Origin of the sequence: Natronorubrum marinum, assembly GCF_052040125.1 — an archaeon.
Lineage (GTDB): Archaea > Halobacteriota > Halobacteria > Halobacteriales > Natrialbaceae > Natronorubrum.
In genome coordinates, this window is the sequence record NZ_JBPPFV010000001.1 from 527,136 (window position 1) to 551,914 (window position 24,779).

The 24,779-nt window shown below is 63.0% G+C and carries 20 protein-coding genes; 9 read left to right on the forward strand and 11 right to left on the reverse strand.

Translation table 11 applies throughout. The annotated features are described in order from the left end of the window. Positions 1–77 precede the first annotated feature (77 nt). The 3 genes from ACSFC5_RS02665 to ACSFC5_RS02675 form a co-directional block, all read right to left on the reverse strand. Positions 78–959 (reverse strand): ABC transporter permease, encoded by an 882-nt coding sequence (locus ACSFC5_RS02665; RefSeq protein ID WP_440763719.1) that lies wholly within the window; start codon positions 957–959, stop codon positions 78–80. After that, entirely contained in the window at positions 956–2,065 is a 1,110-nt protein-coding gene (locus ACSFC5_RS02670) for an ABC transporter ATP-binding protein (RefSeq protein WP_440763720.1), read from the reverse strand. The genes ACSFC5_RS02665 and ACSFC5_RS02670 overlap by 4 nt, the downstream gene beginning before the upstream one ends. A gap of 76 nt (positions 2,066–2,141) precedes the next feature. Then, positions 2,142–2,537: a winged helix-turn-helix transcriptional regulator gene (locus ACSFC5_RS02675; protein WP_440763721.1), complete on the reverse strand. Its 396-nt coding sequence runs from the start codon at positions 2,535–2,537 to the stop codon at positions 2,142–2,144. Positions 2,538–2,661: 124 nt separating this feature from the next. On the opposite strand from ACSFC5_RS02675, the gene ACSFC5_RS02680 reads away from it, so the two are divergent. From ACSFC5_RS02680 to ACSFC5_RS02700, 5 genes are all read left to right on the forward strand, one after another. Further along, positions 2,662–3,291, forward strand: coding sequence for an NAD(P)-dependent oxidoreductase (locus ACSFC5_RS02680; protein WP_440763722.1), 630 nt, complete (start codon positions 2,662–2,664; stop codon positions 3,289–3,291). A gap of 249 nt (positions 3,292–3,540) precedes the next feature. Further along, positions 3,541–4,170 (forward strand): class I SAM-dependent methyltransferase, encoded by a 630-nt coding sequence (locus tag ACSFC5_RS02685; RefSeq protein WP_440763723.1) that lies wholly within the window; start codon positions 3,541–3,543, stop codon positions 4,168–4,170. Between the two features lie 410 nt (positions 4,171–4,580). Next, positions 4,581–5,798, forward strand: a complete 1,218-nt coding sequence (locus ACSFC5_RS02690) for a sensor histidine kinase (RefSeq protein WP_440763724.1) — start codon at positions 4,581–4,583, stop codon at positions 5,796–5,798. A gap of 496 nt (positions 5,799–6,294) precedes the next feature. Continuing rightward, the gene (locus ACSFC5_RS02695) at positions 6,295–7,896 is read left to right on the forward strand and encodes a histidine kinase dimerization/phospho-acceptor domain-containing protein (protein ID WP_440763725.1); all 1,602 of its coding nucleotides are present in this window, start codon (positions 6,295–6,297) and stop codon (positions 7,894–7,896) included. A gap of 137 nt (positions 7,897–8,033) precedes the next feature. Next, positions 8,034–8,495: a pyridoxamine 5'-phosphate oxidase family protein gene (locus tag ACSFC5_RS02700; protein WP_440763726.1), complete on the forward strand. Its 462-nt coding sequence runs from the start codon at positions 8,034–8,036 to the stop codon at positions 8,493–8,495. 165 nt (positions 8,496–8,660) lie between these two features. Here the strand turns inward: ACSFC5_RS02700 and ACSFC5_RS02705 are convergent, their stop codons facing one another. Beyond that, positions 8,661–10,502: a hypothetical protein gene (locus ACSFC5_RS02705; protein WP_440763727.1), complete on the reverse strand. Its 1,842-nt coding sequence runs from the start codon at positions 10,500–10,502 to the stop codon at positions 8,661–8,663. Positions 10,503–11,140: 638 nt separating this feature from the next. Between ACSFC5_RS02705 and ACSFC5_RS02710 the strand changes: the two genes are divergently transcribed. Further along, positions 11,141–11,932, forward strand: a complete 792-nt coding sequence (locus ACSFC5_RS02710) for an aldo/keto reductase (RefSeq protein WP_440763728.1) — start codon at positions 11,141–11,143, stop codon at positions 11,930–11,932. A 124-nt stretch (positions 11,933–12,056) separates the two neighbouring features. On the opposite strand, the gene ACSFC5_RS02715 is transcribed toward ACSFC5_RS02710, so the two are convergent. The 3 genes from ACSFC5_RS02715 to ACSFC5_RS02725 form a co-directional block, all read right to left on the reverse strand. Next, a complete protein-coding gene (locus ACSFC5_RS02715) occupies positions 12,057–12,758 on the reverse strand; it encodes a DUF2270 domain-containing protein (protein WP_440763729.1) in 702 nt (233 codons plus the stop codon). A gap of 231 nt (positions 12,759–12,989) precedes the next feature. Then, positions 12,990–15,314 (reverse strand): aminotransferase class III-fold pyridoxal phosphate-dependent enzyme, encoded by a 2,325-nt coding sequence (locus ACSFC5_RS02720; protein WP_440763730.1) that lies wholly within the window; start codon positions 15,312–15,314, stop codon positions 12,990–12,992. 489 nt (positions 15,315–15,803) lie between these two features. After that, a complete protein-coding gene (locus ACSFC5_RS02725; protein WP_440763731.1) occupies positions 15,804–16,007 on the reverse strand; it encodes a hypothetical protein in 204 nt (67 codons plus the stop codon). Positions 16,008–16,357: 350 nt separating this feature from the next. Here ACSFC5_RS02725 and ACSFC5_RS02730 point away from each other — a divergent pair, with 350 nt between their 5' ends. From ACSFC5_RS02730 to ACSFC5_RS02740, 3 genes are all read left to right on the forward strand, one after another. Then, complete coding sequence (locus tag ACSFC5_RS02730; protein ID WP_440763732.1) at positions 16,358–17,092, forward strand: glycosyltransferase; 735 nt, start codon at positions 16,358–16,360, stop codon at positions 17,090–17,092. Between the two features lie 59 nt (positions 17,093–17,151). Further along, complete coding sequence (locus ACSFC5_RS02735) at positions 17,152–17,538, forward strand: pyridoxamine 5'-phosphate oxidase family protein (protein WP_440763733.1); 387 nt, start codon at positions 17,152–17,154, stop codon at positions 17,536–17,538. Between the two features lie 317 nt (positions 17,539–17,855). Beyond that, entirely contained in the window at positions 17,856–18,125 is a 270-nt protein-coding gene (locus tag ACSFC5_RS02740) for a PadR family transcriptional regulator (protein ID WP_440763734.1), read from the forward strand. A 46-nt stretch (positions 18,126–18,171) separates the two neighbouring features. Here ACSFC5_RS02740 and ACSFC5_RS02745 read toward each other — a convergent pair whose 3' ends face one another. The 4 genes from ACSFC5_RS02745 to ACSFC5_RS02760 all read right to left on the reverse strand — a co-directional run bounded on the left by ACSFC5_RS02745 (position 18,172) and on the right by ACSFC5_RS02760 (position 24,592). Next, positions 18,172–19,224 carry a deoxyhypusine synthase gene (locus ACSFC5_RS02745; RefSeq protein WP_440763735.1) on the reverse strand — a complete coding sequence of 351 codons (1,053 nt, stop codon included), beginning with the start codon at positions 19,222–19,224 and terminating at the stop codon, positions 18,172–18,174. Positions 19,225–19,519: 295 nt separating this feature from the next. Further along, a complete protein-coding gene (locus ACSFC5_RS02750; protein ID WP_440763736.1) occupies positions 19,520–20,692 on the reverse strand; it encodes a hypothetical protein in 1,173 nt (390 codons plus the stop codon). Positions 20,693–21,243: 551 nt separating this feature from the next. After that, positions 21,244–22,011 (reverse strand): Nif3-like dinuclear metal center hexameric protein, encoded by a 768-nt coding sequence (locus ACSFC5_RS02755; RefSeq protein WP_440763737.1) that lies wholly within the window; start codon positions 22,009–22,011, stop codon positions 21,244–21,246. Between the two features lie 130 nt (positions 22,012–22,141). After that, positions 22,142–24,592, reverse strand: a complete 2,451-nt coding sequence (locus ACSFC5_RS02760; RefSeq protein WP_440763738.1) for a cbb3-type cytochrome c oxidase subunit I — start codon at positions 24,590–24,592, stop codon at positions 22,142–22,144. Positions 24,593–24,779 lie beyond the last annotated feature (187 nt).

Sequence of the window (24,779 nt, forward strand, 5' to 3'; positions counted from 1 at the left end):
TTTCGCACAGAGATGTCGGGCAGAATAGTGTCAGTAAACCGGGGGAAACCGGGCGGTGCCGCGTTCGCGCTCGTCGATCAGCGTACGTCCGAACTCGACGCCCGAGAGAGCAGATAGACGGCCACCCCGCCGAAGGCGACGCCCAATCCGACGAGGACGGCGACGGCGGGGACAATCGTATTGAGTGCGCCGTCGAACGCCGTCACGTCGAGGACTGTCATCACGTCTTCGTCGAGCATGATCGCCCGCGCCGCGTCGACGCCGTACGTGACGGGATTGATTTGAGCGAACGTCTGGATCCAGTTCGGCAGCACCTCGAGCGGGAGAAAGGCACTCGAGAGGAACAGCAGCGGGAACTGTAACAGGTTCGCGCCGATGATTGTCGACTCCTGATCTCGGGTCAAGACGGCGAGGGTGTTCGAGAACGCGATAAACCAGAGCGAGAACACGATTCCGACGGCGATGATTCCGAGGGCACCGACGACTCCCGTTGTGATCTCCGCGCCCAGAAGCACGCCGAGGCCGAGGATGATCGCGATCTGGAGCGCGATACGGAACACCTCGGCGAGCGTCTTCCCGACGAAGACGGCGGTTCGGTTCATCGGCGAGACGAGCACCTTTTCGAACATGCCGTTCTCGATGTCGTTGACCAGTCCGATCCCGGAGGTGACCGCCGACGCGAGCGCGACCTGGATCGCGATCGCCGGTACGAGGAAGGTGGTGTAGTCGACACCCGGACCCAGCCCCTCGCTGACCGCCCCGCCGGCCACGTTGCCGAACACCTCCGTGAACAACACGAGAAAGATGAACGGCTGTGCGAGCGAGACGACGAGGACGAACGGGTTCCGGACGGCCTTGAGGTTCCAGCGCTTGAAGTTAACCCAGACGTCCCCGGCGAACGTGTTGGAGGAGCGCGGGACCGAATCGCGCTCCGACGACTCCGCGGTCGGCGCGCTCACGACGCGTCCTCCGTTCCGGCGGCGGCTTCCGTCTCGACGGTCCCGGCAGTATCGACGCCACCGACCGTCGACTCGGTATCGACGCGCTCGCCGGTGATCGCGAGGAACACGTCGTCCAGCGTCGGCGCGCGAACGTTGAAGCCGGTGACCGTCAGCCCCGCGTCTCGAAGCGCGACGAGGAGATCCGTTCCCGACTCACGGGCCGTTTCCGCGGTGACGCTGATCCCGGTCTCGGTCTCCTCGACCGTCGCATTGTCGAAGGCCTCGAACTCTCCAGCGATCTCGACGGCCCGCGCTCTGGCATCTTCGCCGTCTTGCAACTCGATGTCGAGCACGTCGCCGCCGACCTGCCGCTTCAACTCGTCCGGGGAGCCGTCGGCGACGATCTCGCCGTCGAGGATCACCGCCAGCCGCTCGCAGAGCTGATCGGCCTCCTCTAAGTACTGCGTCGTCAGGAACACCGTCGTCCCGCGAGCGTTGATCCGTCGGAAGTACTCCCACAGCCGATTGCGCGCGTTCGGATCCAGCCCGGTGGTCGGCTCGTCGAGAAAGACCAGCGGCGGCCGGTGAACCAGCGCCGTCGCGGCGTCGAGTCGCTTTTTCATCCCGCCGGAGAACCCCTCCGACCGTTTGTCGGCGACGGCCGCGAGATCGACGAGATCGAGCAGTTCGGCGGTTCGGTCGTCGCGCTCGCCGCGCGGAACGCCGTAGGCCTCACACGCGAACCGAATGTTCTCCTCGGCGGTGAGCTCCGGATCGATGCTCGTCTCCTGAGCCATGTAGCCGATCGACTGGCGGATCTTCCGCGGCTCCGATCGGACGTCGAACCCGTTGACTCGAACCTCGCCGGCAGTCGGCGAGAGGAGCGTCGCGAGAACCTTGATCGCGGTCGTCTTGCCCGCGCCGTTGGGCCCCAAAAACCCGAAGAACTCGCCGTCGGCGACCGTCAGATCGACGCCGTCAACCGCGGTCGTCCCGTCGCCGTAAGTCAACTCGAGTCCGTCCATCTCGATCGACGCGGTCGGCGGCGTTGTTTGGTCCGTACCACCCTGTCGTGAGCGCTCGCGCGAGGTTTCAGCGTCCGCTACCGCCCGTTCGTTCGACATAGCGTTGGTACGGGACCTGACGTGAAATACGCCCCCCTTCCAGATCAGGGAGCCCCTCCGAAAATCGAAGTAATGGTCAGAGCTCGTACGCCATCGCCCACCGGTGGAGGTGGCCGAATACCGGGAAGATCGATCTGGCTTTCTCGGTCGGCGCGTACTCGACTCGCGGCGGCACCTCGTCGTAGGCGGTCCGCTCGAGCAGCCCCGCTTCGGTCAGGTCGCGCAACCGCGTCGAGAGCGTGTTCGCCGGGACCGACAGCGCGTCCTCGAGTTCGGAGAATCGCAGCGGTTCGCTCGCGAAGGCGAACTCCGAGAGGACTGCCATCGTGTGCGTTCGACCGAGCAGGTCGAGCAGTTCCGCGACCGTTCGTTCGACGCGCTCTCGCTCCGCGGGCTCGAGCGACCCTCGAAGCGCGCGGGCCTCCTCGGGGCCGCCTCCGGCGTCCAGCGGGATCGGACTATCGTCGGTCATAGTCGACGGGTAGCCCCCTGCGGGTAAGTTGGTTTCGGGAGATGCAGCTACTCCCCGTTTCGGCCCCGTTACTTCGAAGCTTCGAAGTTGCAAGTATAACCGCGCGGAACCGCTACGTCCTGCTATGCAAATCACCGTATTCGGTGCAACCGGTCGAACCGGGCTCCCGCTCTGTGAACAGGCGCTCGAGCGAGGTCACGAGGTCGTCGTCCACGCTCGATCACCCGAAACGGTCCCGTTCACCGACGATCGAGTGCGGGTCGTTGCGGGCGATGTCTACACTGGCGACGGCGTTCTCGACGCGGTCCAGGGCGCGGACGCAGTCGTGAGCGTCCTCGGACAGGGTGAGGGCTCGCCGGATGATCTCCTGACCGTCGCCGGCGAGAACATCAGCCGCGCGATGAGCGAGGCAGACGTCTCGCGGTTCGTGACGCTCGTCGGTGCAGGGGTCCGTGAGGACGGCGAATCGGTCTCACTCGGCGGTAAAATGATGGGGGTCCTGTTGAAGCTGCTCGCTCGAGACGTCCTCGAGGATGCCGAATCCCACGTCGAACACGTCCGGGCGACGGACCTGGACTGGACGGTCGTCCGGGTCCCTCGACTCGACGAGGGGGATCCGACGGGCGACTACCGCGCCGGCGACGTCGACCTCGGATTCGAGGCGATCGACCGAGCCGACGTCGCCCGGTTTATCCTCGACTGTCTCGAGAGCGGCGAGTACAGCCGACGAATGCCGAAGGTGGGGCCCGCGTAGCACTCTTCGGCCGGTTCACGCTCGAGTCATCGGGAGGGCCCGTTCACGCTCGAGTCGCCGGCAACGCCACGAAGAACGCCGGTCTCTCCTCTGGCGCGGAATCGTCCAGGTCCCGCCGTCGTGTCGGTCGGCGACGAGTACACGGCGGTCCGACGCCGGCGAGACGCTCGCCGACGAGTCGGAGTGAGACTGCTCTCAGAATTCGGACGGGTCCGACGAGCGTTTACGTGTTCGCCGACGATGTGAAACGTGGATTCGAAGGTAGTTAGTCGACGATGGGCGGAACGGTCCGGAGAGTACTCGCCAGAATATTACGCCTATTACGGGCCGAACGAGACGAGCGAGACCATCTGTGACACGCTCGAGCGGTTCGTCGACCGAGACGCGGCTATCCTCGAACTCGGCTGTAGCTCCGGCCGTCACCTTGCACACCTGTACGAACACGGTTTCGAAACCCTGGCGGGAATCGACGTCAACAACGACGCGTTCGACGTGATGAGGGAGACCTATCCGGAGCTCGCCGACGACGGAACGTTCTACCACGACAGAATCGAAAACGTCGTCGACGACTTCGAGGCGAACCAGTTCGATGTCGTCTACTCGGTGGAGACGCTCCAGCACCTGCACCCGGACGTCGAGTGGGTCTTCGAGGACCTCGCACGCATCACCGACGACCTCCTCATCACGGTCGAGAACGAGGGCGAAGACGGGAGCGAGCAGGACCAGTCGGCCGACCCCGGCGTGACCTACGTCAACGACGAGTTCCCGCTGTACCACCGCAACTGGAAGCAGGTGTTCACCGAGTTCGCGTTCGTTCAGGTCGAGGCCGAGTCAGGCAAGCGGGATACCGTTCGAACGTTCCGCTCGACGTCGGAGTGAGCGGCATAACTGGATATCTTCTCGGAGCACGGACTGTTCCCGTGTGGGTCCGTCTACCGGCGGTTCGAGGTCCGCTCGGAATTCGACCCTCGAACAACTCACGCTCGCGTGGGATCGACTTCCGAGCCCACAACTGACGTGGTTCGACGAGCCAGCGCGGATCGTCTCTCCACTACATCATGTGTGCGTGTGGATACACTATCCGTAATCCGCCGTTGTGATTCTATATTACACGTGCTGACAGTTCTACGCTCGAAAGTGTACGCTGAAATTGACAGAAGGTGTATGTGTAGATGAGCCGTATGAGTACGACATGTACTGGACGGCAACCACAGGTGGGCCAGTGAGTCTGCAGTATGACTGAGACGCCAATCGAGCCTGACGACGCTCGACACGAACTATACAGGATCATGAAAGCCGAGCTGCCGTTCGAACAGAAGGCGGCGCAGGCGCTCGAACTGGGAACACGCTATCTCGGGGTCGAAAACGGCCACATGACCAAGATCGACGCGGAGACCGACTACTGGAAGGCCACCGCGAGCACCGATCCGATCGACGGCGCGTTTCCACCCGGCCTCGTTCTCGACCTGCAGACGACGTACTGTCGGCGAACGATCGCTCAGGACGAACCGATCGCACTCCACGACGCCTCGAATCAGGGCTGGGAGAACGACCCCGCGTTCGCGGAACACGGTCTCGAGTGTTACCACGGAACCACCATCACCGTCGATGACGACGTCTACGGGACGGTCTGTTTCGTCTCGACGGGCCCCCGTTCGGACCCCTTCGGTAGCGACGAAACCATGTTCGCGGAATTGATCGCGCGGATGCTAGAACACGAACTCGAGCGCCGCCGAACCGAGGCTCAAATCGAGCAGCTCGACACCTTTGCCAGCACCGTGAGCCACGACCTCAGAAGCCCCTTGACCGTGATCCAGGGCTGGGTCGAGGCGACCGAGCAGTCGGCGAACATCGAGTACCTACGGAAGGTCTACCCGGCGGTCGACCGCATGCAACAGCTGCTGGACGACGTGCTCGCCACCGCCAGAAGCGGCCAGGTGATCGGGAACGTCGAACCGATCTCGCTCGAGACGGTCACGAGAACCGCCTGGGACCAACTCGAGACCGGATCACACGAACTGGTCGTCGAGACGGATGCCGTCGCGCGGGCGGACCAGGAACGGTTGCAGGCGGTCTTCGAGAACCTGTTTCGAAACTCCGTGGAGCACGGCTCCACGAGCCCTGCTTCGCAAACTCCCGAGGACCCCGCCGATCACGGCTCGACGGATCCGACAGAAACGGGCGGCTCGGCGGCTTCTGCGTCTCCGGAATCGGTCACATCAGGGTCCCCGTCGGCCTCGAGTGGCGGGCTGACGATCACCGTCGGCGACATCAGCGACGCAAACGGGAATCCGGTCGGGTTCTACGTCGAAGACGACGGCTGTGGCATCCCCGAATCCGACCGGGAATCGATCTTCGAGACCGGGTTTACGACCGCGAGTCTGGGAACCGGATTCGGACTCTCGATCGTCCAGAGCATCGTCAGCGCCCACGACTGGTCGACCGACCTGGCCGAGAGCGAGGCGGGCGGTGCCCGATTCGAGATCGCGAACGTCGATTTTCAATGAGACCGTCTGCCCCTCGTTGCCGCTCTCACAACTCGGTCGCTCGCAGCGTGAATCTCGACACGGCGAAGCCGGATTACTTCCTCGGCGGTGCAGCGATCACGAGAGACGCGTCCGATCGACAGCTGACCCTCACCTCGAAGCTGCCCCTGACTACACCTCACCGGTGCGTTCGCCGTGACGGGCGTAAATGTAACCATCAATGACAACACCATTGTATGCCTCCGGATCCTCGAAACACGTGAAGAGCAACCGAATCGTTCGAGACGGCTTCGAGACACGGACCGCAACGTACGCCACCGCGATCACGACAGCCCACCAGACAACGATTCCATCGACCGATGATCACGACCGCTGACGACGCTCCACCGGTGATACACCGCCTTGGCCAGCGACGGTCCCGTTCGATACTCGCCCGGCGGTTCGAGGTATCCGACGCGCCGATCGTGACCTCCTCGCTCGAGACGGAAGAACGGCCGGAGCCAACGGGTGGATCACGATGACCGACGAGGATCCGGACGGGGAGTTCGAATTGGGGTCGGACATCCGTACCACCCTCGAGAACGCTGTTCCGGACGACATCTCGCCACACCGGCTCGATCGGCTCCACGATATCGCGACGGGGTTCGTCGACCGCTCGACGGAGACTGCCGTATACCATCACGCGATCGACGGCGCGTACGATCTCTTCGACGTCCGGTACGTTGTCATCGTCATTTCGCGGGAAGACACGTGGACGACGGTCACCAGTACACATCCAGATCTGGACGCTCAGGTCGGACAACACCCCATCATCTGCGCTGCAGTCGAAACGGCGATGGATCGAAACGAGACCGTCGTAGTCGACGACCTCGAGGCGGCGACCGACGGCCTCGTTCCGCTAGACTGTGCGCTGTCGACGCCGATCGACGACACGACCACGCTGCAACTCGTCCGAGACGGAGACGGCTTCGACGAGGTCGACGTTCAACTCGCGAAGCTTCTCGGATGGGTCGCCGGATCGCGTCTCGAGCAACTCTCGCTTCGCGACGAGGTCGAGACGATGGCGGACCATCTCACCTCGTTTACCGACTTCCAGGGGGAGGTCCTCGAGCAGACTACACACGATCTCCGGACGCCGTTGACGTCGGTTATCGGCTACGTCGAACTGCTCGTCAACGAGGACGTCGGTCCGCTTACCGACGAACAGCGAGCGGTTGCACGGGTCGTCCGTCGAAAGGCGACCGATCTCGACGCCGCGATTGAGGCGCTGACGTCGTCGTTCGATACGGGACTGACGAACGTTCGCGCTGGCCGGAGCACGGTCCCTTCCGGCGATTCTGTCGCCGTTTCGGATGCCGTCGACGGACCGTTCGTCTTTCTCTCCATCGACGACGAACTGGGAACGTTCCTTGCAGCACAGCTCGAGGGGCTAGACTACGACGTGACGGTCGCCGACGACCGCGAGGCTGCTCGGGAGGCACTCCGCCGGACGCCGTCCTTGACGCTCCTCGTCGACCTGTTCGTGACCGGCGACGAACCCGACGGCAACAGTAGCGGGACGGTCGAAAATGGTGTCACCGTGGCGGAGCGTATCGGCCGTGAAGCGGGGACCGAGGAGACGACGATCAGCATGGTGTCGTTCCTTCGCGACGAGCCGGAGGGGCTGGTACAACTCGGCGTCTCCGCGTACGTTCCCGAGCGTCCCGGGGCGATCGTGGAGGCGGTCGAACAGGTACTCGGGGTGGACGAGTCCGAACACCTTCGCGTGCTGGTATTCGATGCAACGGCGTCCGAGGAGCCGATAGGCGGGCTTCCTCCCTCCTGGGAGGTGACGGCAGTCGACCAGCTCGAGTCCGTCCAAACCGCCTCGAAGACGGGTTCCTACGATCTCGCGCTCGTTCGCGCTTCGGATCTCACTGGCCGTGAACTGGAGATCGTCCGGACGCTCCGACAACGACAGCGCGGGCGCAGACTGCCGGTAGTCCTCGTCGACAGCGGATCGGCGTCGGCCGACAGCCAGTACACACTCGGTGGGAAACTGTTCATCCAGCGTCCGCCGTCCGTGTCGGATCTCGCGTCGATGCTGGTTTCGTCCCCGACCGACGACGACGGACGCTGACTCTCCTCCTTGTGGCGCGTACGCCCCTCGAACCGGACTGGGTGAAGCGGTTCATCTGTGACTGGTTCGCGGGGGCGAGCACCGCGACCGGACTGACAGCGGATGAACTTATTCGACTGCTTCACGAACGGAGACGTATGACCGACTACCGCGGGACCTGGGGCGCAGACGAGGTCGAGACGTTCCTCCGAGAGACGACGATCCCGGTCCGAATCGCCACCCATCGGCCGGACGGTTCGTTGTGGCTCGTGACGTTGTGGTATCGCTATCGCGACGGCGTACTCGAGTGTGCGACGCAGGCGAGCGCGGACGTAGTGCGCTTTCTCCGCAACGACCGAGACGTCGCGTTCGATATTTCGACGAATCGGATCCCGTACCGCGGGATCAGGGGTAACGGAATCGCGACGATCTCCGACGATGGCAAGCCGGTCCTGCGTGATCTCGTCGAGCGCTACCTCGGCGGGGACGACTCCTCGCTCGCCAGGTGGTTGCTCGCGGACGACCGCGAGGAGGTCTGTATTCGGCTCGAGCCGCGGGAGATCTACAGCTGGGACTACGGCGACCGGATGGGAGATGCCGGCACCAGCGGAGCGAACTGACGTCGACTCCCACTCCGTCGACATGTCGGTATAGGACGGGGGGCGTGGACGTGCTGCTGCAGTCTCGTCTCCGGGACTGCAAAAATATCGGAATTCGATCGAGTCGACCGATACGATCCCGGCGGAAGCGCGGGGTTCTCGAGTGTGCGAAACGTAGATTAGTGTCTATTCGTTGGTGATCACGTGAGAGACACAGCCTTCGTCGACGAAGGTTCCACCGACGAACAGGCGTGCACAGTTTTGGACGCCGTCGGAGCCGCCGGGGAACTGGTCTACCGGTGCGACGTCGACAGTCAACTCGAGCGTGGGGAGACAGGCCCCCGGTCCGAGTCCGGCACCGTTCGAGTGAACGGCGGTAACGGTGCCACCTGACACCGAGGCGGTCCAGCCGCTTCCGGACGCGGAGACGAACGAGATGCCGTCCGGCAGCTCGTCGGTCACGCTCACGCGACCGTCACACTGTTTCTCCTTGTGGTTACAGACGTCGATCTCGTACGTCGCCTGATCGCCGTAGGTGAACTGGCTGGCGGTCCGTTTGTCGATGTTGAGCCCGTCACAGTCGGTGTCCGCAGGGCGGACGGGAACGTCGATACAATCGCGGTTGTTGTCGGGGTCGACGTCGTCGTACTCGGTGCTCGCACAGTTGGTGATCACGTCGCCGGTTTCGTCCATCGAGCCGATCTCCACCTCGAGTTCGATCGTCGGCAGACAGTCACCGGGTGCGAGCCCGCCGCTGTTCTGGTGGTCGCAGGTGACGACACCGCCGCTTTCGGTGAAGGCCCATCCGCCCCCGCTTCCGGAGACGAACGTCACGCCGCTCGGCAGCGAGTCGATAACCGAAACCGGTCCGCGACAGAGATGATCACCGTCGTTGCAGACGGTGATCTCGAACGTCGTCGTGTCCCCTGGCGAGACGTGCGTTCCGTCGTGGGTTTTGCTGACAGACAGATCGCACTTACCGTGTCCGTCCCCATCGGTTTCGATCGGCACTTTCGCACAGTCGCTCTTGTTGCTCGCACTCGCGTCTCCCTGCTCGACGGTGGCACAGTTGACGATCGTCTCGCTGACGTCGTCGCTGTCGTCGATCTCGACCGCGAGCGTAAGCGTCGGGAGACAGTCGCCCGGACCCAGGCCGTTCGAGGCGGGGTGCTCGCAGGTGACGACGCCGCCGCTTTCGGTGCAGTCCCAGCCGGTGCCGCTATCGGAAGCGTAGGACGTTCCGGGCGGCAGTTCGTCGACGACCGTGACGGGTCCCGGTCGGCACGTGCCCTCCCCGTCGTTGCAGACGGTGATCTCGAACTCGGTCGTGTCGCCGGGTGCGACCGGAGTCCCGTCGCCGACGTGGGCTTTGGTTATCGAGAGATCACACACGTCCTCGTCCGTCTCATCATCGCAGTCACAGAACACTTCGGCATCGATCAACAGTCCCGTGATCGTCATGGTGTTCGTAACGATCGCTCGGAGCGTGTACTGGCCGGGGCCAACCGACTGGGTTTCCGGCCCTTTCAGCGTCGTGTGACCCGAGTCTTGGACGAGCGTCGTCGTTCCGGACGGTCCCTCGAGTTCGATCGTCGCGTCGTCGTCGACGGACCACTGATGGATGCGGAGTTCGCACTGATCGTCGTTCCAGTCGTCCGAGATTTCGAAGTCGATCTCGTAGACGTAGTCCCCGATCGGGTCCGACGGGGCGGGCCAGCCGCCGGTGCCGTGGGCATCGATCCAGTTCGCGGTCGTCAGGGTGACCCACTGCGAAACCGGCTCGATACTCACTGCTGGCCCCGTCGTCCCGTCGGGTGAGCTGACGACGCGCCAGTCGGGATCGGGCGTCCCGAACGAATCCGGCGTTCCGTTCGTCGTCCCGGTGCTCAGGTCGATGGTGAGATCGTCGTCACAGGAGTTCCCGTTGCCGCCGTTGCCACCGCCGATACAGCCGGCCACTGCCACCGCCCCACCCGACCCCATCGCTCCGAGAATTCGTCGACGAGAGATCGATCCGTCGTCGGTCATCGGCGCCTCGAGTCTCCGGTCGGAGAACGGTCGCGTTCTCCGCCCGACTCCGTTAGCCGAAGCCGATCACAACAGGGTCCGTCGATCGCTCTCCCGTTTAGGGGGAACCGTTCCCGCCGATCGCAATCAGCTGACTGCGCGCGTCGATAGGTCGGTCCGAGACTCGTCCGGCCCTCTTGCCGTGAACGGTCGTGATAATGCTGTTGCTGGCCGTTTTGCACGTATATCATCGTTGTAAGTTGTAGTCTCAGATCCGTTGCTGACCTCTCGACAACAATTCCGGTACTACCTTGCTACCGGAAGGTATGACGCTGATAAGTACTTTCCGGAAGATTATACATTTTTGATAGTACTGTCATTATATCCGTGGTTACCAGTTTGACGGAAAGTATCGACTTCGAGTTGACGGTTTGCTCCACTCGAGTCCACCGTCCACTCCCTCTCCCACTGACGACGTGGACGGTATCGGGTCCGCCTCCCACGAGTCGCCGACCGGGAGCGAGCAACCGCTATCGTCGCAACCGAGCCGACCGCACTCGAAATGCGGAGTCTGGACGCTCCTGTAGGAGCGACAGTCCCGACGACTGCGCCACCCACAGATGGACCGGTTCTTGTGCGTTCGCACACGAGTGAGTGTAATGAACGCGACGCGACTCCAGCTCCCGACGGTCGGTCTCGGCACCATGGGGGTCGACGATCCTGCAGTCATCGAGACGGCGCTCGAACTTGGCTATCGCCACCTCGATACCGCACAGATCTACGAGAACGAGGGTGTCGTCGGCGAGGGACTTGCCCGCGCGCTCGAGTCGAACGCCGTCGACCGGGATGACGTCACCGTCGCGACGAAAGTCTGGGCCGACAGCCTCGCGCCCGAGGACGTCCGCCGGACGACGGGCGAGAGCCTCGAGCGACTGGGCCTCGAGACCGTCGACCTCCTCTACGTCCACCGGCCGATAGACACCTACGACCCCGAGACGACGCTTCCCGCCTTCGACGACCTCGTCGCCGACGGACTCGCGCGCCACGTCGGGGTAAGCAACTTCACGGTGGACGAACTCGAGCGAGCGCGAGGGATCCTCGATTCACCGATCGCGGCCCACCAGGTCGAGTACCACCCGCTGTTCCAGCCCGAGGGTTTGCTCGAGCACGCCCGCGAGCACGGCTACCCGCTGGTCGGATACGCGCCGCTCTCCGGCGGCCGCGTTCGCGAGGTTGACGCCGTCGTCGAGATCGCGGCCAAACACGAGACGACACCCGAGGCGGTCGCGATCGCCTGGCTCGCGTCGAAAGCGGGCCTCGTAACGATTCCGAAGGCGAGCAGTCGGGCTCATCTGGCGGCGAATCTCGAGGCGAACGGGTTGGATCTCGACGCCGAGGATATCGGGCGGATCGACGGTCTCGAGCGCGAGACAGAGCTGTTTCCGGAGTGAACGGGCGCCGAGGCCGGTGGCTGCGTCCCATCGGTCTTGGCGACCGCCGAATCCGAGTCAGTTCGCGGCAGTAGATCGACCAACGGAAGATACCGATCGACGCCGAGCACCACGCTCTCGGTCCTCAATCGTTCGAGTCCTTCCACTCGCCGATCGCTTCGTCCTCGAATTCGCCCTTCGCCTCGCGTTCGTCCCGTCGGAGGACGATACCGAGTAGTACCAGATAGAAGCCGCCGACGATACCGAGGACGACCGTGCCCGGAAGCGTCCCGATCGACGCTGCCTCGAGAAACGTCGTCCCGGGCATGAACGCGGTGATTCGAAAGAGCCAGGCGAGCAACAGAACGCTGATCAGCGCGAGATAGATGCGCCGGAGCCGGTGTTCGACCGCCTCGAGTAGCGTAATCTTCACCGTCGGGTTGCGATAGTCTGCGGCGAGTTTCTCGCGCCAGTCACCGTGCTCGAGTTCCTGCGTCGGATCGAGGGTCGTCGCGAGTAAGTTCTGCTGAAAGAGCCTGATTCGCGAGCGGTAGACGTCGTAATCTCGATACCGTCGGGCCTCGATGAGCAAGAACAGCGTCGCGACCAGGACGCCGACGAGGATGATATAGTGGGGGTTGTCGGGACTCGAGAACGCCCAGGTGAGGATCGCGGCCATCACCGTCACGCTCCAGGTCGTCGTCTGATCGAGCCGTGAGCGCCAGGTGGTCTCGCGATCCAGCTCGCCGCGGTAGGCATCGCCGAGAGCGGTGCTCAGTTCGGAGACGTCCCGCCCGATCGTATCGCCCACGTCGGCGCCGGCCTCCGCGTCGGTGTCGTCGTCCATCTGGAACCACGTGTGATAGACGACCGCTGGAAGGAAATACTCGAGCGGTTGCGCTGGGAGTACTGACGGCTGTTCGACGGGGAGTCTCGAGCCTCGGTATCCGTAAATTGAGGCCCTCGGCACTCGAACAGGTACGACTGCCATCTACCGCTGAATCGAATTGGGTTTTGGAATTATGGTGACTTCCCCGCGGCAGTATCGAGCTATTCGGATTCGGACTTCTTCTCGCCACTACACATCGTTGCCCAGACTGGCAAGTACGACGTCGAGAGCATCTAGAAGGCGGTCTGCGTGTTCTTTCTCGAACACGAGCGGAGGGCGGATCTTCAACACGTTATCGTGCTTCCCGGACGTACCGACGAGGATTCGACGTTGCCGAAGCCGATTGACGATTTCCACCGCTTCGTCAGTCGCTGGCGTCCACGCCTCTCGGTCGGAGACGAGTTCCACACCGACCATGAGTCCGCTCCGTCGAATCTCGCCGATACGTTCGTGTTTCGTAGCCAACTTCGCTAGGCCGGAATGGAGGTACTCGCCGACTTCGCCGGCGTGTCCCAGTAACTGTTTATCTTCGAGAACGTCGAGGACTGTGAGGGCCGCGACGGACGACACCGGATTTCCGCCGAACGTGCTGAATATTCCGGAGCCGTTACGGAGCGTCGACAGGATCTCAGATCGCGTCACGACGGCAGCAACGGGGTATCCGTTCCCCATCGGTTTCCCCATCGTGACGATGTCCGGAACGATGTCTGCCTCCTGAAATCCCCACGTGTTCGAAGCGGTTCGACCGAATCCTGCCTGCACCTCGTCGGCAACGATCAAGCCGTCCGTCTCGCGCACGTGATCGGCCATCTCGGCCAGGTGCTCGCCGTCTGGAGGAAAAATCCCGGTGCTCGTAAACAGCGGATCGAACATGAACGCAGCGGCCCCCACGTTTCGGCTTTCGAGCGAATCCAGCGCATCGATCATCGGTTCTGAACGTTCGGCCGTTTCGCTCCAGTGGTGACTCGACCGCTGGACTGGCGGTGCGACAGTTTCGACGTGGGCCGGCCGGTTGCCGTCCGGCCAGTACTTCGGCGAGAGCGACGCTGTCGATTCCGTAATGCCGTGGTACGCGTGATCAGCGACGATCGCCCCGTCGCGTCCCGTCGCAGCGGTCGCCAGTCGCCAGGCGATATCGTTCGCCTCGCTTCCCGAGTTGACTAACAACACCCGGTCGAGCTCGTCGGGCATCGTCTCCAACAGTCGTTCGGAAAGCGTGGTCACTGATTCGTGCAAGTACCGCGTGTTCGTCGTCAACGTCCGAGTTTGTCCGGCAACGGCCGCCGCGACGCCGGGGTGTCCGTGCCCGAGGACCTGTACGTTGTTGTACGCGTCGAGGTAGCGGCGACCGTCCTGATCGAACAGCCAGACACCGTCGCCAGCGGCGAAGTGTACGGGATCACGGTAAAAAAGCGGTGCCGGCCCGAGAACCTCGCGGCGACGCGAGCGCAGGTCGGACGTATCGGCCCGCTGGTACGGAAGGTCTCCTTCCATAGCGGCGGCTCGCAGCAGTTGGCGAATCACATCCGGGCCGGTTTCGTCGAGCGCGATCAACGAATCCCACACTTGGGCGACGTCGGTAGTGTTGTGTTCGTAATTCGCGCCTTCCCGCACATGCATAATCGCCCTGACGGCGAGTCGTCCCAATACGAGATCGGGCAGCAGCCGACGTTCGTCCTCCTCGAGCGGCGTAACCGTCACGTATCCCCTGACTATGGACTGAGCCGCCGACAGCGGGTCGTCCCGGCGAGGCAGTACGTTCGCAAGCACGACGGCCAGGTCACAGACGAGTGCCGTGTAGGTGAGATCACCGAAATCCGTGATGCCGCTCACCCGGTTGTCGTCGTCGAACAGCACGTTGTTCAGCCCGAGGTCGTTGTGCACGACCTGCGCCCGGAGCGAATCGAAGACCGGGTCGACGTTCGCTTCGAAACGGTCGAGAACGCGTTCGGCGGTGGCGCGTCGCTGCTCGTCGTCGATCTGCTCGAGCATCGTGTGGAAATCGGACGCGTACCGAAGATCCCAGAGTACGTCGTACCTCGCGTCCGGGTGGAAAAAGCCCCGTAGCGCCGTCCCCATCGTTGCGACGGACTCGCCGTACGCGAACAGCGCATCGCGTGAAAGCTCCCCGGGCGAGGGGCTCCGCCCTGGAACGAACGAGTACAGTTGTGCAAAATAGGTGTCTCCGTCCTCGGTGATCGTGGTCCATGGCTCTCCATCAGTCGTCGGAATGATCTCCATTACCGGCAGATCGAGATCGGCCCGGTGTACGTGCCGAATTGCCTGCGTTCGGAGGTCGATCACGCCACGGTCGTCCGCCGAATTGACTATTTTGAGGACGAACGCGTCTCCGCTATCCGCGTCGATACGGAAGTTCTGATCCCGCTCACCGCCCAGTTTCGTCGCCGGTCCGGATACCCCGAAGGCACGACCCGCGACCGTCGACGCTCCGGTGGCATCGATTGGCGGCGGGTCGGTCACGATCGGTTCGGACCCGCGTATTTCGTCGATCATCTCACGTCACCTTTCGGCCGGCATTCATACATCGAACTGCTCCGAGTGGGCTGTTAAACATTTTGTGCAGCAGAACATCCAGTGTCCTCGAGATGTCGCTGCTGCCCGTCTCATCGGCGCCAACCTGCAACGACTCCATCGTCGGTGGGACGTGGCTCAGCGAACGCCATCGACGAATCGATTCCTGTTAGCCGAGTCACAGAGGGATCGATCCCAGCACTACTGGAGTACAGCCACTCTCGTTATGAGTTAGCCCTTGCATGCATTTTATACCGTTCACCGACAGGACAAAGGTTTCGACCGTTCTCGACCAACCGTACAGAATCAAGTAGTAGAATGAGGCCTCAGCACTCATAGGGCTCGTCACCACCGGGTGCCGAGTCCGGCTCGGAGCGAGTGAATCGTCATCGGCCACTCGAGCATAGCGGACGCTCTCAAAAGACGGTTTGGATTGCTCGAGCGATGCCAGATACCAGTGTAACCGATTCGTTACGATCCGTTCGCGAACGCGGCGTTGAATTCGTCGATCAGGTTCTCGAGTCGTGCCCGATTCTGATTCGAGAACGTTTGTGGGGCGCGGTCGGTGGCCGTCCGCGGGTCCGTCGTGGGGGTCGTCGTTTCGGCGGGGGTCGCTCGGGTTGTGGTTCGGTCGGGCTGTCGTTCGGTCTGGGTCTGCAAGTGTTGTGTGCTCATGTCGGTCGGATGGGTTCTGTGTCGTCGGAATACGATGCTGGGGACTCGTCGGAGAGAAGGGGCGAGTTTACGCTACTACGTGTACGACCGACATCTGTACTCACCCCTACAGGCTCCTCCATTATAAAAGTTCATGATAGATAATCCTCCCACCGATACCAGCACGAAAGTAAGTGGCGAGGTAGCAACTGGCACAGTCGACTCGAGACAACTAGTCGAACACCGACACGATTGCAGTCATGAACGGAGACGGTGCCGTCCCGTCCCAACGTCACCTGTACTCGCGAGCGCTCGGGTGCGCGCTCACAAATTAAGGCGGTACGGGTGAGAGCACTCGAGTAGACGCTTCGATGGGTGGTGACGACGACTCCGAGGCGGACGCAGCGATCGACGACTCCGCGGAGCCCGCCCGGCCGGACGTGAGCTTCGTGATCCCGACACGAAACGAGGCCGACTACCTCCGGGCCGCCCTCGCGAGCATCGCGGCGTTGGACACGAGCTACGGCTACGAGGTGTTCGTGGTCGACGGCGGCTCGACGGACGACACGCGAGCGATCGCTCGAGCGTACGACGCGACCGTGCTCGAGGCCCTCGATTCGAGCATCGCTCGGGCCAGAAACCTGGGTGCGGCCGCCGCGAGCGGCGAGTGGCTCGCGTTCGTCGATGCCGACACCGAACTCCGGGCGAACTACCTCACCGACCTGCTCGGCTGCCTCGAGGCGAACGGGCTTGCTGCCGGCAGCTCCTTCTGTCGGATCACCGGCCCGCGACGCGCGAGGCTGATGGAGGCGACGATCAACCACGTCTTCCCGCGGCTCGAGTACCCCATCCTCCCCGGCTTCAACTGCGTCGTCCACCGGCGGGCGTTCGACGAACTGGGCGGTTTCCCGGAGGTTCCGAACGAGGATACTGCGTTCAGCCGGCGGCTCGCCCGCCGGTATCCGACGGGGTACTGTCCCGAGGTGCTGGTCGAGAGCTCCGGCCGCCGGATCGCCGCGGACGGCCTGACCGGCGCGCTCTGGCACTACGCGACGCTGGACGTCGAACGAATTCGGCAGTCGAGACGCGGCGGGTTCACACTGTAATCGACATTTCGGCACCCACAAGGCCACCGTTTTTTGCTGCCGCCGTCGGAGGACCCTCCGTGACGATTTCTCCAGAGGCCGAACGACTGCTCGAGAGCGAGCCGCTGATGGCCCACCTCGGGACTAGCGTCGACGATCGGCCACACGTCGCCCCCGTCTGGTACCGCTACGCGGACGACGACATCATCGAGATCGTGACGACGGGTCGGAAACTGGCGAACGTTCGCGACAACCCCCGCGTCGCCCTCTCCGTGCAGGCCGACGACGCGGGGCAGACGCGCTGGATGGTAACGTTGCTCGGTACGGCGACGGTCGTCGACGACGAGGACGAAGCGGCCGAGGCGCGCAGGCGGATCAACGAAAAGTACGGCGCGGAATCCGACGCCTACACCGAGAATACGCTCGTTCGAATCGACGTGGGTTCGGCGAGTTACCAGACGTACTGACGGTCCGGTTTCGTCTCGCGATCAGTATCCCACGAGCGGTTGTCGGTCCGGATCGTTTGGCTCCGTACAGTGGCCCGTACTGTTCGTCAGTCGAGAGACGATGCGGTGGCCGGCGAGACCGCTCGAGATCGAATCGCTTCGTGAGCGACAGTCTCAACCCGCTGCCACTTTCGCCCTCGAACCGCCGCGTTCGAACATCGTAGGGAGAGAATACGGACTGTAACCGACCCTAACAGGTCTTGTACCGTGATCTATCGTCCCGTATGTGCTGGATTACGATTACTACGTTCGTTATGTGAGTAGTCGAGTAACAAACAATGGACGACCTGACTGGATTCCAACGAGACCTCCTGTACGTGATCGCCGGCGCCGACCAGCCGTCTGGCCAAGATGTAAAATCCGAGATAGAATCCTACTATCGCGCAGACATCAACCACGGCCGCTTGTATCCGAATCTCGACACGCTCGTCAACAAGGAACTGGTCGACAAAGGCCAACACGACAGACGAACGAACTACTACGAAATTTCCGAGAAGGGGAGTCGGTCGATCGACGATCGTCAGCAGTGGGAACAACAGTACATTTGAACGGCAACTCGTCTGTCGTCGACCGCACGTCCAGCGTCACCGCGCACTACTGGTTCTCGAGTCGCTCGAGCGCAGCCGCAACCACGAGCGGCAGCGTGATCGTCGCGTCCGCGTAGACCGAGACGTTCTCGGCGTCTTTCTCGAGTTTTCCCCACGATCGGGCTTCGTCGAGCGTCGCGCCGGAGAGTCCGCCGGTCTGTTTGGGGTCCATCGTCAACTGCACGCCGTAGTCGTACGCCCCCGGTGTGACGAGCATCGTCTGGAGGGTGAAGTTCTTGGGGACGCCGCCGCCGACGACGAACGCGCCGGCCTCGTCGGCGTCGAACGCGATATCGGTGAGCGGCGTCATATCCGAAAGCGCGTCGAGCGAGAACGGGCCGGTCTGGGAGTACATCCAGGCCTGGAGGCCGAGCACGGAGTCCTGGACGGCGGGACAGTAAATCGGCACGTCGTTCTCGTAGGCCGCGGCGGCGATACCGGGGGCTTCGTCGACACCGTCCCGTTCGTTCACCTCGGCGTTGGCTCGCCCCAACGCTTCGGTGAGCCGCTGGATCGAGACCGGCCCAGATTCTTCACACTCCGCCTCGAGCACCGGAAACACTTCCTCGCGAAGGTGGCTCTCGAAGTCGGCGAAGAACTCCTGTGGCAGGTAGACGTTGTAGATCCGATCGACGCCTTCGTCGCGCAGCGTTTCGTCGTGCTCGCGCTCCGTCTTCCCCTCCGCGTGGACGTCGCCGTGGTGGTGTTTGCCGCCGATAGCCTCGATGGCGTCGTGGGTGAGGTTCGCCCCGGTCGTCACGAGGACGTCGATGTGACCCTCGCGGATCAGGTCGGCGACGATCCGGCGCATTCCCGTGGGGACCATCGCGCCCGCAAGGGAGAAGAAGACAGTCACGTCGTCGTCGAACATCGACTCGGTGATGCCGACAGCTTCGTGGAGATCGGCCGCACCGACGCCGGCGGACCCGTACTCTTCGGCGAGTTCGCCGACCGTCATTCCGGCGCGAGCCTCGGCGTGGCCGATCGGATCGTGTGAAAACGTCTCGCGCTCTGGGTCGTGGTGTCCGTCCTCGGGGTCGTCCGCGTGGTCGTCACTCATGTCCTCGAGTCGGCCGGCCAGCGGTTTGAACGCCGCGATTCGGTGTGCGTTTCGGATCGGAACCAACCGCACAGAACTGGTCGGTGGAGCTGGTACTATAGTAGCCACTGCAAGTCAGTGCACACCTGATCGCCAAGCGAGTCGGCGATCAGTGTGTAACCCGTTGCAGTTGGTACTATCTCGCCGCGCCTGCACTGAAGAAAAGCGAAGCGACGTCTCCCGTGCGTTACGGCGCGAGTGGACCGCCGTTCGACGGCCGGCGATCCGCCGCTGTGTGCTCGGTTAGCAATCGGATTCAGTAGTCACCGTCGCAGTCGGTACACTCCGTTTCCGTATCGGCCTTCTCGGTCGCGACTTCCTTCCCGTCGTGGGTGATCGTGACGTAGGTCTTCTGTCCCTCGAGGACGGTGACCCAGAAACTCTCCGAGCCCTTGCCGTCGGGGTACAGTTTGCCGCCCTGTCCGTCGCCGTCGACGGTCCAGTTCGCCTTCACTTCGTGTTTGGTGTCGTTCGTGACGCGGAACTTCGCCTCTCGGATCGTCCGTTTATCGGCGTCGTCGTCCTCGTCGGCTGCGTCTTCACCGTTATCGTAGCCGTCGTCGTCGCCATTGTCGCCGTCGCCATTGTCGCCGTCGCCGTTATCGTCGTCCTCGTCGACTTCCTCGCCGTCTTCGATCGTCTCGCCGTCGGGATCGAAGTCCTCGTCGACCGCCTCCTCTTCGCCGTTCGGGTCCTCGCCGTTCTCGTCGGTGTCGTCGCCGTTGTAGCCGGCGTCGTCCTTGCGCGTTCGGTAACAGACGGCCTCGAGATTGAGTTTGTCCGCGATGCCCTTCGTGTCACACTCGAGTTTCTCGATGTCCGCACTGGCGACCTTTTTGCCGTCCGCGTAGACCGTGACCGTCGAGTCTTTCGTGGCGGTGCCGACCCAGAACGTCTCCGAGTCTTTCTCCGGGACCGTCAGCTTCCCTTCGAGACCGTACTCAGCACCGTCGCCGTTATCGTAGCCGCCGTCGTGGCCGTTGTCGTCGTGGCCATTGTCGTCGTGGCCATTGTCGTCGTGGCCATTGTCGTCGTGGCCGTTATCGTCCTCGTCGACCTCTTCGCCGTCTTCGATCGTTTCGCCGTCGGGATCGAAGTCCTCGTCGGCCGCTTGTTCGTCGCCGTTTGCGTCACCGTTGCCGTCGACGTCGTGGGCACCGCTGTCGACCGCCCAGTTGACCTTCGCGGCCTCCTTGGTCTCGTTGTAGACGCTGAACTTTGCGTTGCCCTTCTCGAAACAGACGAGATCCAGTTTGAACGCGCCTGTCTTCGGGTCGGTGTCGGCCGCGTTCTTGTCGTCCGACTTGCCGTCGGAGTCGTCGCCGGCCATCACGCTCGAAATCCCGAGCGCGCTCCCGCCGAGTACTGTTCCCGCAGCGCCGATACCGAGCAAACTCTCGCGTCGTGAAAGTGAATTGAACTTTGTCATCGTTGTCCTCCCGACGGACAGGTTCTGTGACCGTCGAGGCTGACTGAGACTCTGTCTCTCCGAAGTATTGTTACTCGAGGACTATCCTGCAAAAGTGATAGACGATATATCCAAACTGCATTGAACGGAATATTATTGGATGAATTACAGGACATGGGAGAGGGTTCAGCGCCTGTCCGCCCATCGATCTCGAGTAGAACCCTGCAACTATTCTCAGACTTATCACACGATTCCCTGCGGGAAATCGAGCTCGGTTACGCGGTCGAAACGGCTGAGAAATCAGGGCCGTGACACCCGAGTTTGAGGCCGGAGACGGACGGTGATCGACGACTCGCGGACGGCCAGCGATCGGTTCGACGCTTCACAAACGATGGTCGCGTTTTTCCACCGAGATCGTGAACCGACATTTCGAGACCGTTCACCGTCGCCCCGTGGGGGATCGCTCGGTGGCGAGACCAGCACAGCATGTATGCGGCCCATACCGTTCACACACGGTTGCTTCTGTGGCGATCCGGGTCGACTATGGGGGGTGATATCCGGCAGCGAACCGGCTACAATCCGGTCGGCTCCGCGAAGTAACTCGTCTCGAGTCCCCACTCCTCGACCACGTTCTGCAGCGCGCGGACGCCGAATGTCTCGGTGGCGTAGTGGCCGGCGAGGAAGACGTGGATACCGGCCTCTCGAGCTTCGTGGTAGGCCTTCTGTTTCCCTTCGCCCGTAATCAGTGCGTCCGCGCCGGCCGCTTCGGCCTCGGCCAGCCAGTCGGTACCGCTGCCGGTGACGATCGCGACCTCCTCGATCCCGTCGGGGCCGAACTCGAGCACCGGGATGGGTCGACCGCCGGTCTCGAGGCTCGACTGCAGCCGTTCGCGGAGTTCGTCGACGGTGTAGGACTCGGCTGCAGTACCGCGCTGGCCGATGTACTCCGGCCCGAGCTCTCCGAAGGGGGCGCGGTCCTCGAGGTCGAGTACGTTGGCGACGCCGGCGGCGTTACCGAGCTCCTGGTGGCCGTCCAGCGGGAGGTGCGAGACGTACAGCGCGAGGTCGTTCGCAATCAGGGGTTCGATTCGGTCGTACGTTCGACCGGTCACCCGGTCGAAGCCGCCCCACGAGAGGCCGTGGTGAGCGACGAGTACGTCCGCGTCGGCCTCGACCGCGCGCTCGAACGTCGCTTGCACGCCGTCGACGGCGAAGGCGACGTGCTCCACTTCGCCGTCGTCGGGACCGACCTGCAGTCCGTTCGCGCTGGCGTCGAGGTCGGCGTAGTCGTCGGTGCGCAGTTCCTCGTCGAGTCGGTCGACGAACGTCGCGAGCTCCATGTCCCGTGGTTGCTCGGCGAGGTCCTTGTATTCGACTGGTTCCGTGTGGGAACTCCGTCGGTCTCGAGTGCCGGGCGGGCACACGCGACCGAAACGAGCGGATGATGGGGAACCACAACGGCTCCGGCCCCTACATCAGGTAGAACAGCGGGAACAGGAAGACCCAGACGATGTCGACGAAGTGCCAGTAGAGGCCGAAGAACTCGACCGGCCGATGGTCCTCGAGATAGGCGTCGACGCTCGCGATTCGGTAGAGCATGAAGACGGCGATGAGCAGGCCGAGCAGCACGTGCAGGGCGTGTAGCCCCGTCGTGACGTAGTAGACCGTGTACTCGAGTCCGTACCACCAGTACTCGCCGTCGGCGAACTTCACGCTGTACTCGTAGGCCTTGACGCCCATGAACGTCAGCCCGAGAAGGAGCGTCGCGCCCAGCGCGCCGAGTAGCCCGGTCTTGTGCTGGCGCTCGGCGAAGACGAGCGCGAGGACGACCGTGAAACTCGAGGTAAGCAGAATGTAGGTGTTGAGCAGGCCGGGCCAGGCGGCAAACGGCACGGTCACCCAGTTGTTCCAGCCCATGTGCAGGCGCATAAAGACGTACGCGCCGATCACGGCACCGAAGACGACGACGTCCGACGCCAGGAAGAACCAGACGCCGAGTTTCGTGTTGCCGACGCCCTCGAACGGCCAGCGCTCGGCGATCGCCATCTCGGGCGCGTTGAACTCCTCGCGTCCGTACTCGAAGAGCGTGTACGCGAGAATCGCCACGCCGAGTACGGTGAGAATTGGATACAGCACGGTCGGCTCGGCGGCGGTACTGGCGTCTTCGAGCCCGCGCGCCTGAGCGAACTCGAGTACGTACGGCGTCAGTCCAGATAACCCGAGGAAGAACACGAACGCCCCGAGTCCGATACCGAGGGGCCAGATGCTCGCGTGATCCGCGTGTTCGACCTGCCTCGCCTCCTCGGTCACCACGCCTCCGTCGGTCGTCGCCGACGTGTCGTCGACGAACTCGAGTCGGCCGCTGGCGTAGCTCGGCCGACCGTCCCAGTTCTCGAGGGGCGGGGGCGAGGGAATCGTCCACTCGGCGGTGCGGGAAAACTCCCACGGGTTGTCGGGTGCGTCGGGCCCCGAGAGCCAGCTCTTTGCGAACGTGTAGAACATGATTACGAACGACGCGGCGAGGACGAACGCCCCGACGGTCGCCAGCTGGTGGTAGATCTGCATCCCCTCGCCGTAGTCGAAGACGCGCCGCGGCGTCTCCCAGGCGAGGAACATCGGGAAGTACAGCAGGTTGAAGCCGATGAAGTAGACCGCGAAGTTGAGTTTGCCGAGCGTCTCGGAGTACATCTTCCCGGAGAGCTTCGGCCACCAGTAGTAGAGGCCGGCGATCAGCGCCGTCACGCCGGAAACCATCACGTAGTGGAAGTGCGCGACGACCCAGTAGGTGCCGCGGAACTCGAAGTCCAGCACGACGGCACCGAGGAAGACTCCCGTGATGCCGCCGAGAATGAACAGGACGAGCGCTCCCAGCGAGAAGAGAAACGGGGTCGTAAACCGGACCCGTCCTTTGACCATCGTGTAGATCAGCGCGAAGACCATCAGGTCAAAGGGCAACGAGATCCCGATCGTCGTCGCCATGAACAGCGTCTTGATCTCGAGGTTGATCGTCGTCAGGAACATGTGGTGCATCCAGACCAAAAAGGACTGAATGGCCACGAGGACCATCGCGATGATGACCCACTTCCGACCGACGAGCCGTCGACCACAGAAGGTCTGGAACGTCTCGAACATGATCCCCAGCGCAGGGAAGAAGACGATGTACACCTCCGGGTGCCCGAAGAACCAGAACAGGTGCGCCCACAGCAGACTCGAACCCTGGTCGGTCGCCATGTACTGCGTGAGGAGGATGCGATCGCTCGCCTGGAGTAAGAGGGCGGCGAGCAGCGCGGCGAACGCGAATAGCATCATCCAGACCGTCAGCAGCCACGACCAGGTGAACAGGGGCATGTTCCAGAGGCCGAGTCCCTCCGCGCGCGATCGATGGATCGTCGTGAGGAAGTTCACCGTCCCGATGGTGATCGAGAAAACGAACAGAATCAACGCGAGGACCGCCGCGTTGCCGCCGGTCGTCGCCTCCATCGCCGGCGTGTACACCGGCACGTTCAGCGGCGCGTACATCGTCCAGCCGCCAGCGTACGACCGTCCCTGGAAAAACGACAACACGAACAGTAGTCCAGAAAAGAGATAGAACCAGTAGCTCATCGCGTTCAATCGCGGAAATGCGAGGTCCTTCGCCCCGATCTGCAGCGGCACGAAGTAGTTCGCAAAGCCGGTCGCGATCGGGGAGAGGAACCAGAAGACCATCAGCAATCCGTGAGTCGAGACGGCCTGATTGTACTCGCTGCCAGTGAGCAGCCCCGTTCCGCCCGGTGCCCACAGCTGGATGCGGAATATCAGCGCGAGAACGCCGCCCAGCAGGAGGAAAAACAGGGCTGTCGCCAGATAGAGGAGGCCGACATCCTTGTGGTTCGTCGTAACGAGCCAGCGCTTGACGGACGTCATCGGGGGCAGGTCGCTCATCGGGAGCCCCCGTCGTGAGAATTGTTCGGCTCGTCTGGCAGCCGGCTCGCCGGTAGACGAATCGGGGAATCCATACCGACGGTCTCCACACCCAGTTCCCGTATCAATGTGTGTGGCGCACACGCAAGGGAAGCGACAACCCCGGACGGCCTCGAGGCTGGTCGAGTCGTCGATCCGCCGGTGACAG

Bases quoted from the DNA above. Each gene is read 5' to 3' on its own strand.
- ACSFC5_RS02750 (WP_440763736.1), bottom strand. From the start codon at position 20,692: ATGACAAAGTTCAATTCACTTTCACGACGCGAGAGTTTGCTCGGTATC.
- ACSFC5_RS02675 (WP_440763721.1), bottom strand. From the start codon at position 2,537: ATGACCGACGATAGTCCGATCCCGCTGGACGCCGGAGGCGGCCCCGAG.
- ACSFC5_RS02695 (WP_440763725.1), top strand. From the start codon at position 6,295: ATGACCGACGAGGATCCGGACGGGGAGTTCGAATTGGGGTCGGACATC.
- ACSFC5_RS02725 (WP_440763731.1), bottom strand. From the start codon at position 16,007: ATGAGCACACAACACTTGCAGACCCAGACCGAACGACAGCCCGACCGA.
- ACSFC5_RS02670 (WP_440763720.1), bottom strand. From the start codon at position 2,065: ATGTCGAACGAACGGGCGGTAGCGGACGCTGAAACCTCGCGCGAGCGC.
- ACSFC5_RS02715 (WP_440763729.1), bottom strand. From the start codon at position 12,758: ATGGACGACGACACCGACGCGGAGGCCGGCGCCGACGTGGGCGATACG.
- ACSFC5_RS02680 (WP_440763722.1), top strand. From the start codon at position 2,662: ATGCAAATCACCGTATTCGGTGCAACCGGTCGAACCGGGCTCCCGCTC.
- ACSFC5_RS02760 (WP_440763738.1), bottom strand. From the start codon at position 24,592: ATGAGCGACCTGCCCCCGATGACGTCCGTCAAGCGCTGGCTCGTTACG.
- ACSFC5_RS02720 (WP_440763730.1), bottom strand. From the start codon at position 15,314: ATGATCGACGAAATACGCGGGTCCGAACCGATCGTGACCGACCCGCCG.
- ACSFC5_RS02690 (WP_440763724.1), top strand. From the start codon at position 4,581: ATGAAAGCCGAGCTGCCGTTCGAACAGAAGGCGGCGCAGGCGCTCGAA.
- ACSFC5_RS02740 (WP_440763734.1), top strand. From the start codon at position 17,856: ATGGACGACCTGACTGGATTCCAACGAGACCTCCTGTACGTGATCGCC.
- ACSFC5_RS02730 (WP_440763732.1), top strand. From the start codon at position 16,358: ATGGGTGGTGACGACGACTCCGAGGCGGACGCAGCGATCGACGACTCC.
- ACSFC5_RS02710 (WP_440763728.1), top strand. From the start codon at position 11,141: ATGAACGCGACGCGACTCCAGCTCCCGACGGTCGGTCTCGGCACCATG.
- ACSFC5_RS02700 (WP_440763726.1), top strand. From the start codon at position 8,034: ATGACCGACTACCGCGGGACCTGGGGCGCAGACGAGGTCGAGACGTTC.
- ACSFC5_RS02755 (WP_440763737.1), bottom strand. From the start codon at position 22,011: ATGGAGCTCGCGACGTTCGTCGACCGACTCGACGAGGAACTGCGCACC.
- ACSFC5_RS02745 (WP_440763735.1), bottom strand. From the start codon at position 19,224: ATGAGTGACGACCACGCGGACGACCCCGAGGACGGACACCACGACCCA.
- ACSFC5_RS02705 (WP_440763727.1), bottom strand. From the start codon at position 10,502: ATGACCGACGACGGATCGATCTCTCGTCGACGAATTCTCGGAGCGATG.